The sequence below is a fragment of the Protofrankia sp. Cas8 genome, assembly GCF_963555845.1.
In the GTDB taxonomy this organism is placed as follows: Bacteria; Actinomycetota; Actinomycetes; order Frankiales; family Frankiaceae; genus Protofrankia.
In genome coordinates this window covers 1-16,087 of record NZ_CAUVXI010000122.1, presented here as the reverse complement: position 1 = coordinate 16,087, position 16,087 = coordinate 1, and the positions used below count along the sequence as shown (strand labels likewise).

The 16,087-nt window shown below is 67.3% G+C and carries 13 protein-coding genes and 4 pseudogenes; 10 read left to right on the top strand and 7 right to left on the bottom strand.

The window, feature by feature from the left end; all coding sequences use genetic code 11:
- The 7 genes and pseudogenes from U9977_RS17115 to U9977_RS17080 all read left to right on the top strand — a co-directional run.
- Positions 1 to 960: sensor histidine kinase (locus U9977_RS17115; RefSeq protein ID WP_322750274.1), on the top strand; the 960-nt coding region annotated here is incomplete at its 5' end.
- A complete protein-coding gene (locus tag U9977_RS17110) occupies positions 957 to 1,625 on the top strand; it encodes a response regulator transcription factor (RefSeq protein ID WP_322750273.1) in 669 nt (222 codons plus the stop codon). The genes U9977_RS17115 and U9977_RS17110, both read left to right, overlap by 4 nt.
- Positions 1,626 to 1,949: 324 nt before the next feature.
- Complete coding sequence (locus U9977_RS17105) at positions 1,950 to 2,156, top strand: hypothetical protein (RefSeq protein ID WP_322750272.1); 207 nt, start codon at positions 1,950 to 1,952, stop codon at positions 2,154 to 2,156.
- Positions 2,157 to 2,224: 68 nt separating this feature from the next.
- Complete coding sequence (locus U9977_RS17100) at positions 2,225 to 3,280, top strand: lipocalin family protein (protein ID WP_322750271.1); 1,056 nt, start codon at positions 2,225 to 2,227, stop codon at positions 3,278 to 3,280.
- Positions 3,281 to 3,461: 181 nt separating this feature from the next.
- Positions 3,462 to 3,950: pseudogene (locus U9977_RS17095) on the top strand (IS5 family transposase); the annotation flags it as partial.
- 362 nt (positions 3,951 to 4,312) lie between these two features.
- Positions 4,313 to 4,855, top strand: a pseudogene (locus U9977_RS27075) (PH domain-containing protein).
- Between the two features lie 242 nt (positions 4,856 to 5,097).
- Positions 5,098 to 5,772, top strand: a pseudogene (locus U9977_RS17080) (TerD family protein).
- A 368-nt stretch (positions 5,773 to 6,140) separates the two neighbouring features.
- Here the strand turns inward: U9977_RS17080 and U9977_RS17075 are convergent.
- Positions 6,141 to 6,839, bottom strand: coding sequence for a hypothetical protein (locus U9977_RS17075; RefSeq protein ID WP_322750268.1), 699 nt, complete (start codon positions 6,837 to 6,839; stop codon positions 6,141 to 6,143).
- A 503-nt stretch (positions 6,840 to 7,342) separates the two neighbouring features.
- Here U9977_RS17075 and tatC point away from each other — a divergent pair.
- Positions 7,343 to 7,963, top strand: coding sequence for a twin-arginine translocase subunit TatC (gene tatC, locus U9977_RS17070; RefSeq protein ID WP_322750275.1), 621 nt, complete (start codon positions 7,343 to 7,345; stop codon positions 7,961 to 7,963).
- Positions 7,964 to 8,060: 97 nt separating this feature from the next.
- Here tatC and U9977_RS17065 read toward each other — a convergent pair whose 3' ends face one another.
- Entirely contained in the window at positions 8,061 to 8,747 is a 687-nt protein-coding gene (locus U9977_RS17065; protein ID WP_322750267.1) for a CmcI family methyltransferase, read from the bottom strand.
- A 356-nt stretch (positions 8,748 to 9,103) separates the two neighbouring features.
- Between U9977_RS17065 and tatA the strand changes: the two genes are divergently transcribed.
- Both tatA and U9977_RS17055 read left to right on the top strand, forming a co-directional pair.
- Entirely contained in the window at positions 9,104 to 9,373 is a 270-nt protein-coding gene (tatA, locus tag U9977_RS17060) for a Sec-independent protein translocase subunit TatA (RefSeq protein WP_322750266.1), read from the top strand.
- A gap of 410 nt (positions 9,374 to 9,783) precedes the next feature.
- Positions 9,784 to 10,075, top strand: a pseudogene (locus U9977_RS17055) (tyrosine-type recombinase/integrase); the annotation flags it as partial.
- Positions 10,076 to 11,250: 1,175 nt separating this feature from the next.
- On the opposite strand, the gene U9977_RS17050 reads toward U9977_RS17055, so the two are convergent.
- From U9977_RS17050 to ltrA, 5 genes are all read right to left on the bottom strand, one after another.
- Positions 11,251 to 12,321, bottom strand: a complete 1,071-nt coding sequence (locus U9977_RS17050; protein ID WP_322750264.1) for a hypothetical protein — start codon at positions 12,319 to 12,321, stop codon at positions 11,251 to 11,253.
- Positions 12,318 to 12,848 carry a sigma-70 family RNA polymerase sigma factor gene (locus U9977_RS17045; protein ID WP_322750263.1) on the bottom strand — a complete coding sequence of 177 codons (531 nt, stop codon included), beginning with the start codon at positions 12,846 to 12,848 and terminating at the stop codon, positions 12,318 to 12,320. The genes U9977_RS17050 and U9977_RS17045 overlap by 4 nt, the downstream gene beginning before the upstream one ends.
- Before the next feature lie 18 nt (positions 12,849 to 12,866).
- Entirely contained in the window at positions 12,867 to 13,088 is a 222-nt protein-coding gene (locus tag U9977_RS17040; protein ID WP_322750262.1) for a hypothetical protein, read from the bottom strand.
- A gap of 877 nt (positions 13,089 to 13,965) precedes the next feature.
- On the bottom strand, positions 13,966 to 14,094 hold the full coding sequence (locus tag U9977_RS17035) for a hypothetical protein (RefSeq protein WP_322750261.1): 129 nt from the start codon (positions 14,092 to 14,094) through the stop codon (positions 13,966 to 13,968).
- Positions 14,095 to 14,213: 119 nt separating this feature from the next.
- Positions 14,214 to 15,407: a group II intron reverse transcriptase/maturase gene (ltrA, locus tag U9977_RS17030; protein WP_416210664.1), complete on the bottom strand. Its 1,194-nt coding sequence runs from the start codon at positions 15,405 to 15,407 to the stop codon at positions 14,214 to 14,216.
- Positions 15,408 to 16,087 lie beyond the last annotated feature (680 nt).

Genomic DNA, 16,087 nt, shown 5'->3' with positions numbered 1-16,087 from the left:
GTCCTGGCTGCCAGCATCCCAACCGGGCTGTGGCTCGAGTTCGGCGCGCTGAACGGCGCGGCCCTGCTTATCGCCCTGTACACGGTGGCCACGATGCGGCCCCGGCGGGATGCCCTGGCGTGCGCTGCCCTCCTCGAAGCCTTCGCCGTCGCCGGGACGATCGCGGTGTCCCAAGACAGCTGGTGGCTAAACGTGATCTTTCTGTCGGGGTTGATCGCCGCCGCCCTCGGGCTAGGCCTGTACTCCAGCACCCGGCGCGCCTATCTGGCCGAACTGCACGACCGCGCGGAGCGCCTGGAACGGGAACGAGACCAACAGGTCGCCCTGGCCGCGGCCGCCGAGCGCGCCTGGCTGGCCCGGGAGATGCACGACATCGTCGCCCACCACCTCACCGTCATGGTCACCCTGACCGACGCGGCGATCGCCGCGTCGGCGGCTTCGCCGGCGCGGGCCACCGAGGTCATGCGCACCGTGTCCGCCACCGGCCGGCGTGCCCTCACCGACATCCGCCGCCTCCTCGGTGTCCTGCGCCACGATGCCGGCGAGGCTCTCGCGCCGGTACCCGACCTCACCCACCTCGACATGCTCATCACCCAGGTCCGCTCCGCAGGGCTGACCACCACGCTGGAGATCCGCGGTCACGCGCCCGAGCTGCCGGCCGGCATTCAGCTGATGGTCTACCGGCTCGTGCAGGAGGCCCTGACCAACACCCTCAAGCACGCAGGGGCCGACGCCCGCGCCTCGGTACGCCTGCACTTCCTACCGAGTGAACTGCGCGTCGACATCGAGGACGACGGGGAAGGCGCCACGTCGGCCGTGCCCGCCGGCGCCGGAAGCGGCCTGGTCGGCATGCGGGAACGCGTCCACGTCTACGGCGGTGAGGTGCAGGCCGGCCCACGTCACCCAGGGGGCTGGAAAGTCTCGGCGCGTCTGCCGCTGGACGTGGGCGTGACCGCATGATCCGGGTCCTGCTCGTCGATGACCAACCGCTGCTGCGCATGGGGTTCCGGATGATCCTGGAAGCCGAATCCGACATCGAGGTCGTCGGTGAGGCCGCGGACGGAAAGACCGGCGTCAGCATGGCCTCAGCGCTGCGCCCCGACGTGGTGCTCATGGATGTCCGGATGCCACGCATGGACGGCATCCAGGCGACCGCCGCGATCGTCGCCGAGCCGGGCTCCAGGTCGAAGGTCCTCATCCTGACCACCTTCGACCTGGATCAGTACGTCTTCGCCGGGCTCAAGGCGGGCGCCAGCGGATTCCTCCTCAAAGACGCGCCACCAGCCGAGCTGCTCAACGCCATCCGCACCGTTGCCGACGGTCGCGCGGTGCTCGCCCCCACCGCGACACGGCGGCTGATCGACCAGTTCGTCTCCCTGCTACCCGACCAGGACCGGCAACCCGACCGGAACGCCGTCCTCAGCAAGCTGACCGAGCGGGAACAAACCGTGTTCGCCCAGCTCGCCAGAGGGCGATCGAACCGCGAGATCGCCACCGACCTGCACCTGTCCGAAGGAACCGTCAAGATTCACGTCGGACGGATACTGGCGAAACTCGACATCCGCGACCGCGTCCAGGCCGTCGTGTTGGCCTACGAGTCCGGCCTCGTCACTCCGGGGAGCTGACCTCGGGCGTGTTCCAGCCCCAATCCGACGTTCAATTTCTGTGCTGGACGTAAAGACCTTGGCGGGGAAAGTTGCGGGGCAGTTGTTGGCATGCCGAATGGTGGGTGTATCGACTATAGATTGTAACGATCACGCACGGGTATAACCCGTCACTCGGACATGCTCGGCATGGTGGTGCGTACGCCGTTGGGCGGGTCGGGGGTATGCCTTGCGGCCTACCTGGCCAGCTGGATTCTGACCGGTCGGGTTATGTCGCGCCGGGCTGTTCGTTCCTAATGTCGGTCACGCCGGAATTCACTAGCGTCACCGATGGAGGACAAGACGATGATCGAGGTTGAGAACGTCAGGAAGCGATACGGGGAGAAACCGACCGTCGACGGCCTGGATTTCGTCATCCAGTCGGGTGCAGGCGATCGCCCTGTTGAAGGACCTCTTGCGTTCCAGCACCTGCCGAACCGCCGCCTTCAACGCAGTCTGCGTTCGTTCTCCTTTGCGACCACGGACCGGGTGACATTGCTCGTTCCTCGATGACGGTCTTGAGCCCTATTAGTAGCCGTCGGACCTGAGTCCAGATTCAACTCCGCCTCCAAGGAGCCATCATGCGCACAACCAGGGTGGGTGCGGCCGTCGTCGTCTCGGCGCTCATCGCCTTCAGTTCGCTCGTCCCGACGGGACCCGCGAACGCCGCCGACTCACCGGCCACAGCCGGCGCCCCCGACGGGTTGGCCCACACCACACTTCCGGTCCTCGTCAACGCTGCCGCGGACCTCACCGCCAAATCTGACAGGCCCAACGAGTCCTGGTACGTCGTCGCGCACGTGACCGCCGGGGGACACCGGTATGGGTTCTTCGTCCACTACCTGACCAACGCGATGGGCGCCGGCTCGGCCGTGTCGATCACGGATGAAACCACCAGCTGGTACACCAGGTCGGAGGTCAAGCTCCCGTCCCGGGGAGGCATCTCCGGCGCCCCGGGCGTGGACATCCACACCGAGAACATCACCTGGACGGGCGACGCCACCCAGATGAAGCTGCAGGCCAAGGTCCCAGAGGGACAGATCGACGTCACGTTCCGCCCCCGCGGACAGGTCCTCTACAACCTCGGGACGGGGTACTTCCCCATGTTCGGCGAAGCGGCGTACCCGAACTACGAGTACGCCTTTCCCTCCATGGCGACGTCTGGGACGCTGACGCTCAACGGGCGCGCCGAGCGGCTTAGCGGGCAGTCCTGGCTGGACCACCAGTGGGGACCCCTCCCTAACCTGGCCTCGCCCAAGGCTGGGGCCGGGTGGACCTGGATGGACCTCAACCTGTCCAACGGCGATAAGATCAGCCTCTGGGATATGAGGTACAACACTGAGCACACCTGGGGAACCATAGTGAGCCCCGACGGCACCCACACCATTGCCCCGGCGACCATCACACCTGACGCCTCCAGTGTCTGGACCAGCCCGACCACTGGTGCGCGCTACCCCACACGGTTCAAGGTCACCATCCCCGGCCAGCACGCCGAGCTGCACGTCACCGTCACCACCAAGGACCAGGAACTGGTGGCCGCAGGCTCCCGCTACGAAGGCAGCGCCACCGTCACCGGTACCTACGAAGGCCGCCGCGTCACCGGCTACACCTACGTCGAACAAGTCGGCGTTCGGTAGCCGTCCACGGCCGCCGACCGAACGTGATCGGCCGTGGGCCCACGCCTTCCACCGGCGTGGCCCACGGCCGATCGAGCCACACCCGAGCAGACGACAGACGACGACTTAGAGCGACCGGCAATAGGGGACGCGGCGTCGCGGGGCTGGGTTTCGGTGGCGGTGGGGCTGGTAGAGGCAGGTCATGGGACGTGTTCATGGCTACCCCTCGGACCTGACGGATACGGAGTGGGCGGTGGTCGAGCCGCTCCTGCCGCCGGTATCGAAAGACGGCCGCAACGAGGCGCATCCCCGCCGAGAGATTGTCGACGCGATTTTCTACATTGCGCACAGCGGCTGTAGCTGGCGATCGCTACCGAAGGACTTCCCACCCTGGGAGACGGTCTATGGCTTTGTCACCCGCTGGCACGACCACGGCGTCACCGCCAAAATCCACGATGCGTTGCGGGACAAGCTGCGAGCCTTGGAGGGCCGGGAACCCGAGCCGACCGCCGCCGTGATCGACTCTCAGTTGGTGAAGGGCGCACCGACGGTCGGGAAGGACTCGCGGGGCTACGACGCGGGCAAGAAGGTCAACGGCCGCAAGCGGTTCATCATCACCGATACCCTCGGGCTCCTGCTCTGCGTCCTCGTCGTTCCCGCTCGGGGCCGTCCTGATCGTGCGCGGCGGGTACCGGCTGGTCCGCGCGGCGGTCGACCCGGCCACCCAGGTGACGCTGTCCACCTGGCCGTCACCGACGCCCTGCCAGCCAGGCTTGCGATGCGCGCGTGCAGGACCGGAACCCCCCTTCCCGGCGTCGGCGACGAGCCATATGCGGATGACCGCTGGGCGGTGGGGCGACGCGGCGACGCGGCGACAATGTCGCGCTGCTGCAACTGCACACCGCGACGGGCACCCCCGACCCGCGAAACGTCCATCGGCTCCTCGCGACCGCGGTCAACCGCCTCCCCGCTGCCCTCCTGGCGGATCGTGGCCCGCCGTGGGCAGGCTGCGATAACCGCCCGCCGGGCCTTGTGGTCTGAGACACTGCGGCCGTGGTGAAACTTCGGTTTCCCGATTCGGTCCTGCGTGACAGCAAGTATCTGGCCAGCCAGGAGCGGCTGGTGACGATGGTGCGGCTGCACTGGGCGGTCCTGCTGCGCGTCTTCCTGGAGACCGCCGGGTCGGTCGTCCTCGCGCTCGGCGTGAACATCCTGTTCGCCAGCCAAGGGATCAATCTAGGCCCGATTTTTACACTATTGTGATATTTTGTCCTTTTCATGATCGTACGAATGCTGTGGAAGCTGATCGACTGGCAGGTCACCCACATCATGATCACGGATAGGCGGTTGCTGAAAGTGTCGGGCATCATCTCCCGGAAGGTCCAGACGATGCCCCTGACGAAGATCACCGACATGGCGTACAACCGAGACCCGCTCGGCCGCATCTTCGGCTACGGCGAGTTCGTGGTCGAGACAGCTGGCGACGACGCCGGGGCCCTCGCGAAGCTCCAGTATCTGCCCCGGCCGGACCGCCTCTACCTGACGCTCTGCGACATGACTTTCGGCGGCGCTCCGTCCCCGACCGGCGACGACTAGGGCCTGTCCGGTGGATGTTGGTCGATGCGGCAGCCCGTACTTCCCTTCCGGCTCGCTGTCACTGAGGGACGTCGAACCGGACCCGCGGGCATGCAATCATGAGGACCCGGCGGCCGGACGCGTCCCGTTCCCGGAGGGTGGCCCCGGTTGAGCTGCTCACTTCGGGCGGTGCCGGCCAGGACACCCGGCGGGCGCAGACCAGGCAACCGCAGGCAGCGTACGACAGCGCAGGGGAGCGAACCTTGGCCATCGACTACAGTAAGCGAACCGTCAGCCCGAGCGGAGGCTGCGCGCCGGTGTCGCTCAGCAAGGTCACGTTGACGAAGTCGGCGCCGACCGTGTCGCTGAGCAAACAGGGCGGCGGCCGGCGGTTGCACGTGAACCTGAACTGGAGCAGCGGTGCCGCCGCACCCGCCAAGGGCGGGTTTTTGAAGCGGGTGCTCGGCGCCGGGGACGGCATCGACCTAGACCTTGCCTACCTGTTCGAGCTGATCGACGGCTAGGCCGGCGTGGTGCAGGCGCTCGGCAACTCATTCGGCTCCTTCGACGCGCCGCCGTACATACAGCTCGACGCCGACGACCGTACCGGCGCGTCGACGGGCGGCGAGAACCTCTACGTCAACCTCGCGCACCTCACCGACATCCGGCGGCTACTGGTGTTCGCCTTCATCTACGAGGGCGTGGCCTCGTTCGACCAGGCCAACGCGATCGTGACCCTGACCCCGGCCCAGGGCGCACCGATCGAGGTACGTCTGGACGAGCGGGCCGGCGGTGCCCGGATGTGTGCCATCGCGCTGCTCACCAACAACGGCGCGAACGACTTCACCGTCAGCCGCGAGATCCGGTACGTGAATGGGCACCGCGAGCTCGACGCGGCATACACCTGGGGACTGGACTGGACCCCGGGGAGGAAGTGACGGCTGGCTGATAACCACCCTTCCGCCAGCGCGGACGATCCGGCCGATGCGGACCGGGATGACTCCAGCCGCGCCTGCACGGTGAAGTCGCTCGGGTCGAGGCCGAGCGCCTCGGTCGCCTCCCGGATGACAGCCTGTTCTACCGGCGGGGAAGTTGGTCAGACCGGGTCGGTGGCCGCGAACGCCCGCAGCCCGTCGCGTTCCGCCGGGTCGACCCGCCCGTCGGCCGCGGTCAGCCAGGCCATCGAGGTGGCGAGCCAGCGCGGGCTCTATGCCCTCACCCGTCTCGACCGGTCCCCCGGGCAGCACATTCCAGGCGTCCCCCTGCGGCCGGCCGGAACGCCACCATCATCACCGAGCCGTGACGATCAGCCGTTGTGCGGTGGCTGGCCATACGGCGGCTGCGGCGGCTGTTGGCCATACCCGCCGGCCGGCGGCTGTTGGCCATACCCGCCGGCCGGCGGCTGCTGGCCATACGGCGGCTGCGGCGGCTGCTGGCCATACCCGCCGGCCGGCGGCTGCTGGCCATACGGCGGCTGCGGCGGCTGCTGGCCATACGGCGGCTGCGGCGGCTGCTGGCCATACCCGCCGGCCGACCGGGGGCCGCGGCCGGGGATCGGCTCACCGCTGGCGAGCAGACGCAACACCGCGAAGCCGGTCATCACTGCGGCACCGATCAGGCCGAGGAACAGCCCGACCTCTGGACCCGACTTGATCTGCGCGGCGAACAGCGAGCTGCCCGCGTCGGGCAGTGTGATCCAGCGGAGCAGGATGAGCAGGACGGCCACGCCAGCGCCGAGGACGAACGCCAGCGACGGGCCGACCGGGCCGACCGTGGGCAGCCGCACGTTCCCGAACGTCGCCGCGGCGACGACCCCAGCCACGGCGAGGCAGAGCAGGATGGGGAACCAGGCGATGAACCCCGAGTTCCACCCACTGACGCTCGCGCGGTAACCACCGAAGCTCGCCCCGTACCACGGCAGGAAACTCGAGACGAAGACGGCGACACCGGCACCCATGATGCCGACATCGCCGGTCGCGACCGTACGACCACCGATCTGTACCACTACAACTCCACTCCTCCGGTAGCGCCGGACCCGATCAGTCGATCTGCACGCCGAGCCCACTCGCGCCCGCGACCGCCGGCATCGTTGCAGCGGAGCAAGGATCCGAAATCAGGACACCTGCGCCACAAGCGCAAGATAGCAGCTATCCGACACCCGCCCCCGCCGGAGCACTGATCGTGGACCCACGCCGAACACCCATCCCGGTTCCCCTGGTCCGTACCGCCATCCTCGGACAGCACCGTGACCAGACGGATATCAGTGTCCCCGTTGGTACCCGCCGACGGGGGACGTAGCATCAACCACGCGCCGGTGCCGACACCCGGACCGGATGACGTCTGTCATGTCAGCCTGGCGCGTCGGAACTACTCGTCACCGCATTCGTGCCGCTCGGCGCCGGCTCATCCCGCAGGGGTGCCCGGCCGGCGCTGACCGTCACAACCGCCCGCAGAGTAGTCCCCGACCGAGCAGGAGACGCCGCCTGTGCTGCCGCTGCCCACCCCGCGATCGCCAAGGCGCTGATCGCATTCGCGATTGCGGCCGTGGTCTGCTTCATCCTCGAACCGCACATCCTGAACTTTCTGAAACAGCCGTACTGCTCGCTGGTGCTGTTCGCGGCCGGCGGGTCCCTCGCCTACCTCACCCTGCCCACCGGGCTGAAGCTGCTACTCGGCTTCTCCGGCGACGGCCTCGTCAGCATCCTCGACGCCGAGAAATACCTCAGCTACATCACCACCATGCTGCTGATCTTCGGGCTGTCGTTCGAGGTTCCGCTGCTGGTGTGCATGCTCAACCTGGCCGGGGTGGTCAGCACCGCGAAGCTGCAGTCCTGGCGCCGGCCGGAAATCTTCCTGGTCTTCGTGTTCGCCGCGATCGTGACCCCCAGCCAGGACCCGTCCACCATGCTCGCGCTGGGCATCCCGATGTGCCTGCTCTACGAGGTGGTCCTGCTCATCGGATGGGCCAACGACCGGCGCACAGCCCGCCGCGCCGCCACCTCCCCCTACGCGGGTCTCGCCGACGTCGAAACCTCCCCGCTCGACCTCGACGACCTGGAGTCCAGCCGGTCGCGGCGGGCTGTCCGCCGGGTCCGCTCCTCGCCGGTGGGCTTGACTCCCGCTGAGTGACGCCGCCGAGGAAATGCCGCTACTCCGCCTGCCGGGCCGGCGGCCCTCCACCCAGTCGAGGATCATGCCGGTGGGGGTGGCCGGGCGCAACTCCAGCCTAGTCTGACGGGCGACGTTGCAGCCACCCGCGGACACAGGTGGTCAGCCCGTACATTTCCAGGTCTCGGCGCACGGTGAACGCGCGGCCGTCGTCGGTGGCGAGCCACTCGTCGATCGCGAGCAGCACGCCACCCCACCCGGCGTTGACCGGACGCAGGCCGGCGACGTCGACGATGCCGTCCTCGACGACGAAGTAGCCGCCGGGGGCGACGAACCGGCCGAACCCGACCAATGCCGCCATGGTGGTGTCGTACTCATGCGCGGTGTCCTCGACAACCAGACAGCGGGCTTCGCCCGGCAGCACGGCGGCGACCCGGCCAGGCAGGTCGGGGTCGCGCACGTCCCCGTCGATGAAGACGATGCTGTCCGCATGGGCAGGGTCGCGCAGCGCAACCCCCTCGCGGGCTGGTGTGGTATCCAAGCTGACAGAAACGACCAGCGGCCTGCCCAGCGGCCGGTAACGGGCCAACGCCACCAGCCGGTCGCGGAACCACAGGGCGCTGCCACCCCGATGCCCACCAAACTCGATCACCACATTGGGCTGGTACTCCCACAGCAGATGCTCATACACCCGCAGGTCTTCGGGGAACTTCTGGAGCCGCAGACCCATGTACCAGTCACGCACATGCTGATCGACACGGTGCTGCCACAGGCTCGCGACCGAGCTGTCCAGCCTTACCGACACCGGCGGCGGCAGCGCAGGCTGGCCGGGCCGCCGCGGCGCGGACGACGAGCTGATCAAACGACCCCCAACGGCCCTCACTTCACCGTCACCGGCGGCCATGCAAGCCAGCCGGAGCACCCCGTTCCCCGTTTATTCTGGCAGAATCTACCGGCAGCGACCGGAATGGCCAGGGCAGGGCAGACCCGGGTCTGCCGCCGGTCCGCTACGCCATCAGAGGGTTTACCGGCGGATAACCCTCTCACCCGTGACGTACCCGGCCGGGTCACGGCACAATGGGGTTGGCGCCGTACCCATTGGGCCGGAGCACCGTCTCCGGGGAGCGGATCTACCCGACCTGCGCGAATCGAGGAATCGTGATGGGTGCGTTGAGCCCCTGGCATCTGCTAATCGTCGCCGTGGTGTTCGTGGTGCTGTTCGGCTCCCGCAAACTGCCGGACTCGGCCCGTTCGATCGGCCGCTCATTGAGGATCTTCAAGTCGGAGATCCGCGCCTTGAACGACGACGACACCACCACCGCCCAGGCGGCCACGCCCGCTGCGGTGACCGGCAACGGGAGCCCGGCCGCCCTCGCCAGCGCCGATAGCGCCACTCTCGCCGCTGTCCGGGGCGGCCCGCAGGCCGGCTGACCGCTAACAGGCCGACGGTTGGATCGGCTGGCGGCGGAGGCCGAGGCCGAGGCCGGTCATGACGTTGCAGAGCTGCGGCAACGCGGGGGCCGCCGTCCGCTGGGATCATCCCCCGCGGACGTGGTATCGGTATGACTGGACCCGGGACTGCGGGCGGCGCTCGCCGCACGGCCGGCTGCCGATCACACGAACGCCGGCGACGTCATCCGCCAGGCACTCCGGGCGTCGCTCGATGTCGCGTAGGCGTCGACGTCTCGCATGGGTACGGGGAACGACACCGACGACCGGAGCCACACTGGTGAGATTCGTCGAATACTGCGGGTAACGGATGTGATCGTCTGCAATCCGGAGAAACGATGGGTATCGTGGGCTCATTACGGGTGCGGCGTCGATGCGGTGACCGAAACCGTGAGTACGGGGCTTTGGACTCTGACTATGTCTTCGTCAACCTGTGGGCCGAACCATATGGGAGCCTGCTGACCTACTCCGCGGTCTACGATCTGGTCGTCCGGCTGCGCCATATCACCGGCATTCTGTTCAGCCCACATCTCTTTCGCCACACATATGCGACCTGGCTGCTGCGCAACGGCGCCGGAATGGAGAGCGTGAAGGAGCTACTCGGTCATGCCTCCATCACGACCACCGTCGATACCTACGGGCATCTGAACAGTGGAAGACGCCCGGCGGGTGTTGCCCGCCGCGGCGAATTCCCCTGCGAAGTCCACCGCATCGGCCGCCTCTACCGCGTCAAGACCAGCAACCTCCTCCACGCCCTCGACACCGCCCGCTGAGCCTGTCTGCGGGGGCGACCCCTTTCTTACCGGCAGTCCGGGTCGGCGCGACAGGCCCCGCGCGGCCGTCACCACGGCGAGCACAACCAAAACGGCGGCGACGAAGGCCCGGCCGCCGATGCGCACAGCGCCGAGGCCGTTGTGGTGTTCGAACCGGTCGAGCCCCCCGCGACAACAGCGGCGAGCAGGGAGATGCCGGCGACTAGCCCTACGGGTGTCCCTGAGCTCTACGAACCGACGGACCGTGTGATGCTCACCGATCCAACCGGCAAAAACGATCATCAGGGTAGTGCGGTCCCTGGCCGCCTACGGGAGTTTCCCGTGGCCGCCGGCAGCATCACCAGGACAACGTCACGCTGGCGATCACGGCCGATACCGGCGGTGATGCGATTCCCGGGACGGGTGTGGCTGGCCTCTGTCCAAGTACTGATCGCGCCTGAGCTGCGGACGCCCGCAAAGCGGACCCTGTGGTGAGGGTCACAACCGGCTGGTCCTGGAGGGTACCGGTCTCTGACGTCCAGTCCCGCGGACGAATGACGGACAAACGATCAAAAGCTTTGATCAGATCAATCTGATCAAAGCCATTACCTACCAATATGTGTGGACCTGACTGACCACAATGCGAACCGCTACCCGATCCTGTGCGGTTCCGCGATCGACGTCACGGTCCTGGCCGACAGCCCGTCTACCTGCCCGGACGGTGCACCACGGTGATCAGATGAGCACACGTTAGGTGAGGCGGGGGCGGCGCCGCACGCAGCACCCGTGACTTCGCGCGACCCAGTCGTGGAGGAGCCCGCCGACCCAGCGTGTCCCGTCGTGGTTCCCCGGGCGCCCGCAAGACTGGCGCTATGCCGTGTTCGGACGCGCGTGGCGATCGTGACCGGCGCCGGCGCGAGGTGGAGGTCGACGCCATCTTCCACCTAGACAGCGGGCATCGGGTCGGGCTTGAGTACGACGGCCCGTTCCACCACTCGGACGTGCGACGTGATCGCCGAGCCTTCGAGGAGGAAAAAGGACGGGTACTACTGGCCTCTGGCCTGCTCGACGTTCTCGTTCACGTCCGCTGCGGCCCCCTGCCCGAGCTCAGGTCATGGGGGGGTCGATCTTCCTGCCGGTGGACGCCGGGCGCTCACCGACGTTCCGACGAAAGCGGCGTAGTAGGCCTTCAACGACACGGGGAGAGGTGTCCCCGATGATCTGGGCGATCTCGGTGTGCGTATAACCGGCGGCGTCGAGCAGGACGACGGTACGTGCCTTTCCTGGCGGTGGCAGGGATTCGCGGAGGGTTTCCGCGAGGGTGATCAGTTCTGCGGGGTCGGGGCTGGCGATGGGCTCGCGAGATGACCTGTCCTGGTCGAGTCGGTCCTGACGGAGGTGTTGACCTTCCCAGCTGCGGTAGACGTCGACGAACGCGAAGATGCAGCTTCCTAGGAAGTAAGCGGTCAGCGGGGCGCCACCGTTCGGAGTCCAGCCGCGGCCTGCGCGGCCGGCGGTAGCGAACCGGTCGAGTGCCAAGAGCAGGGTGTCCTGGACGAGGTCTTCGATGTCCTCGTGGGTCAGAGTTATCTCACCTGCGGCGAGCTTGCGGATGCCCTGGACGCCTTTGCGAGCGCATTCCTGCACGATCTGTCCGGTGACCAGCCAGCCATGGAGAATCGGGTAGGCATAGCCGACCAGGGACTCAGCGACCGCCCGGTAGTCAGGGCCGGCGAAGTCAACCTCGACGAGGTGATTGGCGTCTGCGGCATGACGAGGCCCACCGGCGGTCGCCAAGTCCTCATTGTCGCTGATCGGCGCCGCACGACGAGGAACGTTGGCGTCCGGATCAACGGCAACCTGGAAGACTGTGGACGGATGATCGTCACCGGCTGCCTCTGCGGCGTCTGCGCGGGTCTTGGACACGAGGATGGCGGCCAGCCCGGTGCTCGCGCTGGTGCTCGTCTTGGACGCGAGGATGGCGGCTAGGCCGCCGTCGAGGTCGAGGTGAGTGGCCAGGTCGTCAACCAAGCTGGTGTGCGCGGCTGGCAGCATTGCATCGCGCAGCCCAGCGTCGAGGTCGAGGTGAGCCGCGAGATCGTCAACCAAGTTGGCGTGCGCGGCGGAGAGCCAGCGGTCCATGTCGGCGTGGTGGGAATCGACTGGTTCGGTCGTCATCCTGGGTCGATCCCCCTCCGTAGCCGGGCGAGGGTGGCGCGGGCTTTGTAGAGCGAGGCGCGGACAGCGTCGGATTTCATCCCAAGTTCTACGGCGATCTCGGCGGGGGTGTAGCCGTCGAACGTCAGGGCCATGACATGCCGCTGGCGAAGCGGCAGTTGGGTGAATAGGGCGACGACTTCGTGTTTGTCGACAATCGCGTCAATACCGCTCGGGTCGGGCAGGGGTGACACAGAGACGGCGGGGTTGTCCACCGGGACCTCGAGAAGGTCGGTCAGCCTGCGAGCATAGGCGCGGCCTGCGACCTTGCGGGACCATGCCCTCGGGGCGGTGAGGTCACCCCATCGCTGGAAGACCTGGGTCATGGCGTCCTGAGCGATCTCGACGGCGTCAGCCGGTCGGGCGCCCAGCCAGACCAGGAAGGCAACCAGCTTCGGCATGTCTCGCCGGTAGAAGCAGCTGAACGCGGCGGCGATGTCCCCGTCTGGCGGTGCGGGTGGCCAGCGCGATGAGTCGAGGTCGGTCATGGGACCTGCGCGTCGCCGTCAGGCGTCCTGGTCGGACGTGGCAACCATGGTGCGCGCACATTCCTCATCCCGTTGGTAGACGAGTCGGCCGCCCCGGGGCAGCTGGCCGGCGAGTTTGAGCACTAGTTCACGGTCCTCGTGGTCGCGCCGGGCCCGGGCGCGTAGCCGCAGACACACGCCGACCAACGCGCACGCTGGGCCGGCCAGCGTCGCCCACACTGCCACCGTCGCCACATCCATGTCATCCACCCTCTTCAAGCCACGTGAGCCTCGCCGCGAGGCCGTCATCCTCCTAGAGGCGGCAGACACCGCCCGCGTGAACCAGAGTCGGCAATTTTCTCTACTTTGCTCGCGGTTCTCCTTCCGATCGGCGCCGTACGTTAGCCGCGTGGCTAACACACGGCGGTCCGTGGGGACTCCGCGCTCAAGTCAGGGGATGGTGGCGCAGGCGAGCCGACCGATGGCGGCTCGCGACGAGGTCGGGTCTTTCCTCTCACCAGGCGACGCGCCGCCCCCGGCCTAGACGTCGATAGAAGTAGTGACAGGTCACAAAGAGCCGGTCACCGCCTCCACCACCTCGTCAGCGGGTCCAACGACCGGGAGGTCCGGCGGCTCATATGCGGAGTGCGGACGACCATAGACATCGCCCACCCGGGCATATGGGTCCCGCCAGCCGTGATGGAACACGCCGGTGCCGGTCTGGAGAGCGACGCCCCATGCATGCACAGGCACCGCGGCTGGGAAGCGGTGCGAGCGCATCGATCTCGGCTGCGCGATCCGCGAGTTCGCGAGCTGACCGGGCCGAGGACGTCCTCAGACGGGTGCTGGGTCTGCCCGATAGGCCTCCCACGCCAAAGTCATCACCACAACTGTGGAAACTCCACACCGTCAGGATCGCATCACCATCCGCGTCCCTGCGGCCTCTTCGCGATATCGATCATGACTCCCAGGCCCGGACGGGCGCGCGGCCCGCGATCGCCCGCTGAGCTGTGGCATCCAGCAGAACTGCCAACGGAAGCTGGGAAATCAGCACTGCGCCAGTGACACCGAGTCCGGGATACCTCTGGTACCTCGCAACCGGGCGGAAGATCAACGGAGGAACCTACACGCGAGGTAGTCACAGAGGCTGTGCGGAGACGTCGCCGAAGATGGCTGCCTTCGCGGCCTGGGCAACGGTGAACTGAGTGAGGTAGGCCGCTGGCTGGTCCAGGTTTCGTGGCCGGGACGGGGTCGACGGGGCTTCCATCGGACACTTTCGCCGTCCGGCAGCGCGGATGCGCTGTGCTGCCACGAGGCCCGGCTTCGCCAGCGGCCCCCTTTCGATCCGTGCATGTGGTTCTCCCACACACGGCTCTCCGACACCGTTCACCGCGAGGCATGCGCGGTCACCCACCGTGTCCGCCCGGCGAGGCGGAACACACCAAGACGGGCCAGCCAGGCGCCGTCATGACGCCCGGCCCAACCCCGGCCAGGCTGGCCGTGCTTGTTACTGGCAAAGATGGCAAGCCGTAGGTGGACGTAGCTGTCGAGCGATCCCAACGCCCGGGATGAGTTCCCCGCAGCGAAGTAACCCGACCACCCGCGTAGAAGCCGGTTGAGGACCCCTACCCGGTCCGCCAATGACTTACCGACGAAACGTCGATCCGTGGCGTCACGTATCCGCGCCCGGATCGACCGCATCGCCGCCGCCGACGGCCACCGCATCAGGTAGAAACGCCAGGGATGTTTCCACGACCGCACCATGTGATGATGCCAGCCGAGGAAGTCAAACCCCCGACGCCCCTCCCGCAGACACACAATCCTGGACTTGGCGGGATGTAGCCGTAGCCCCAACCGCGCCAGGGTCATGCTGATGCGACGTACGGCCTCGCGTGCCGCCTGTTCGGTGGCACACAGCGCCGCGATATCGTCGGCGTACCTTACCAGCACACCGATCCGCCGGCTCGACGCCGCCCATTCTTCGTCAAGGAGGTGAAGCGCAACGTTAGCCAACAACGGGGAAATCGGCGATCCCTGGGGAGTCCCAGCCACGGTGTCACGAATGACACCCGCGTCCAGGACTCCCGCCCGAAGCCAACCGCGCAGCAGTTTCAGCATCCGCCGGTCAGAAACCCGGCGGGCGACCTGTCCCATAACCGCGGCATGGTCCAAAGAACCGAAACAGTCCGCGATATCAACGTCAACCACCCACTGCCGACCCCGGTTCGCCTCAACGCGGATGACTTCACAGGCATCCACTGCGGACCGGCGCGGGCGGAACCCGAAACTCGACGGCAGAAAATCAGCCTCGAACACCGGCTCCAAAACGATCTTCGCGGCGGTCATGACGACCCGGTCCCGAACCGTGGGGATCGACAGCGGCCGGGTGGCACCCGGCTCGCGCTTCGGGATGTGCACCCTGCGCAGCGGAGCCGGCCGGTACGACCCGGCCCGCAACTCCCCCGCGAGGGCATCCAGGAACTCGCCTACCCCGGCGCGCTCGACGTCGTCGATCGACACACCGTCGACCCCGGGCGCGCCCCGGTTCGCACGCACGTCGCTCCACGCCCGCCACAACACGTCGCTGCGAGCGATATGGCCATACAGAGCATGGAAACGACGGGCAGGATCACACTTGGCACTGCGGTAAAGCACACGCTGAAGAGCACGAACCGCATCCAGACCATCGGCCTGGCGGACGGACCTAGCCGCAACGGCACTCATCCGAGTTCCTCCCTCCAACACTGCGCATCGATGAAGCAGGGGCCCTTCGCTCAGGCCGGGTTATGTTGTCCCGACCCTCAAACGCTACTACTGCCCCCTCCGACTGCCTTCCGGCCGCCTGCCACTTCCCGGGACCACCGGTTATAGACAGGCATGCTTCCCGGGCCGCAGACCCGGAGCCGAATAGGCTCTCTCCAGTTCCCAGGACAGCCCTCTGACCGTTCCACGCTCCTTACGCCGGGAGGTTCATAGGCACCCGCTCCAGGATCCCAGATGCCGTCCATGGCCTTCACCCTCTAAGGCACGGGCTCGGCTCCTCCTTGCCCCATCTTTCGACAGGCGGTGCTAACGACGCTGCAAGCTTCGCTTCATGCTGCGGACCGGCCAGTTGCTCGCCCCCTCACAGGGACTTTGTCATTCCGCTTCGACGGCGGCCTCTCAACCGACGCCGGGAACCAGCTACCAGGGATCCTGGCATCTCCCCGGACCGGACTCACACCGGCTGGCTGCCCTGAGCTTATCGACCGGTTACACTT

Bases quoted from the DNA above. Each gene is read 5' to 3' on its own strand.
- U9977_RS17110 (WP_322750273.1), top strand. From the start codon at position 957: ATGATCCGGGTCCTGCTCGTCGATGACCAACCGCTGCTGCGCATGGGG.
- U9977_RS17105 (WP_322750272.1), top strand. From the start codon at position 1,950: ATGATCGAGGTTGAGAACGTCAGGAAGCGATACGGGGAGAAACCGACC.
- U9977_RS17100 (WP_322750271.1), top strand. From the start codon at position 2,225: ATGCGCACAACCAGGGTGGGTGCGGCCGTCGTCGTCTCGGCGCTCATC.
- tatA (WP_322750266.1), top strand. From the start codon at position 9,104: ATGGGTGCGTTGAGCCCCTGGCATCTGCTAATCGTCGCCGTGGTGTTC.
- U9977_RS17050 (WP_322750264.1), bottom strand. From the start codon at position 12,321: ATGACGACCGAACCAGTCGATTCCCACCACGCCGACATGGACCGCTGG.
- U9977_RS17045 (WP_322750263.1), bottom strand. From the start codon at position 12,848: ATGACCGACCTCGACTCATCGCGCTGGCCACCCGCACCGCCAGACGGG.
- U9977_RS17040 (WP_322750262.1), bottom strand. From the start codon at position 13,088: ATGGATGTGGCGACGGTGGCAGTGTGGGCGACGCTGGCCGGCCCAGCG.
- U9977_RS17035 (WP_322750261.1), bottom strand. From the start codon at position 14,094: ATGGAAGCCCCGTCGACCCCGTCCCGGCCACGAAACCTGGACCAGCCA.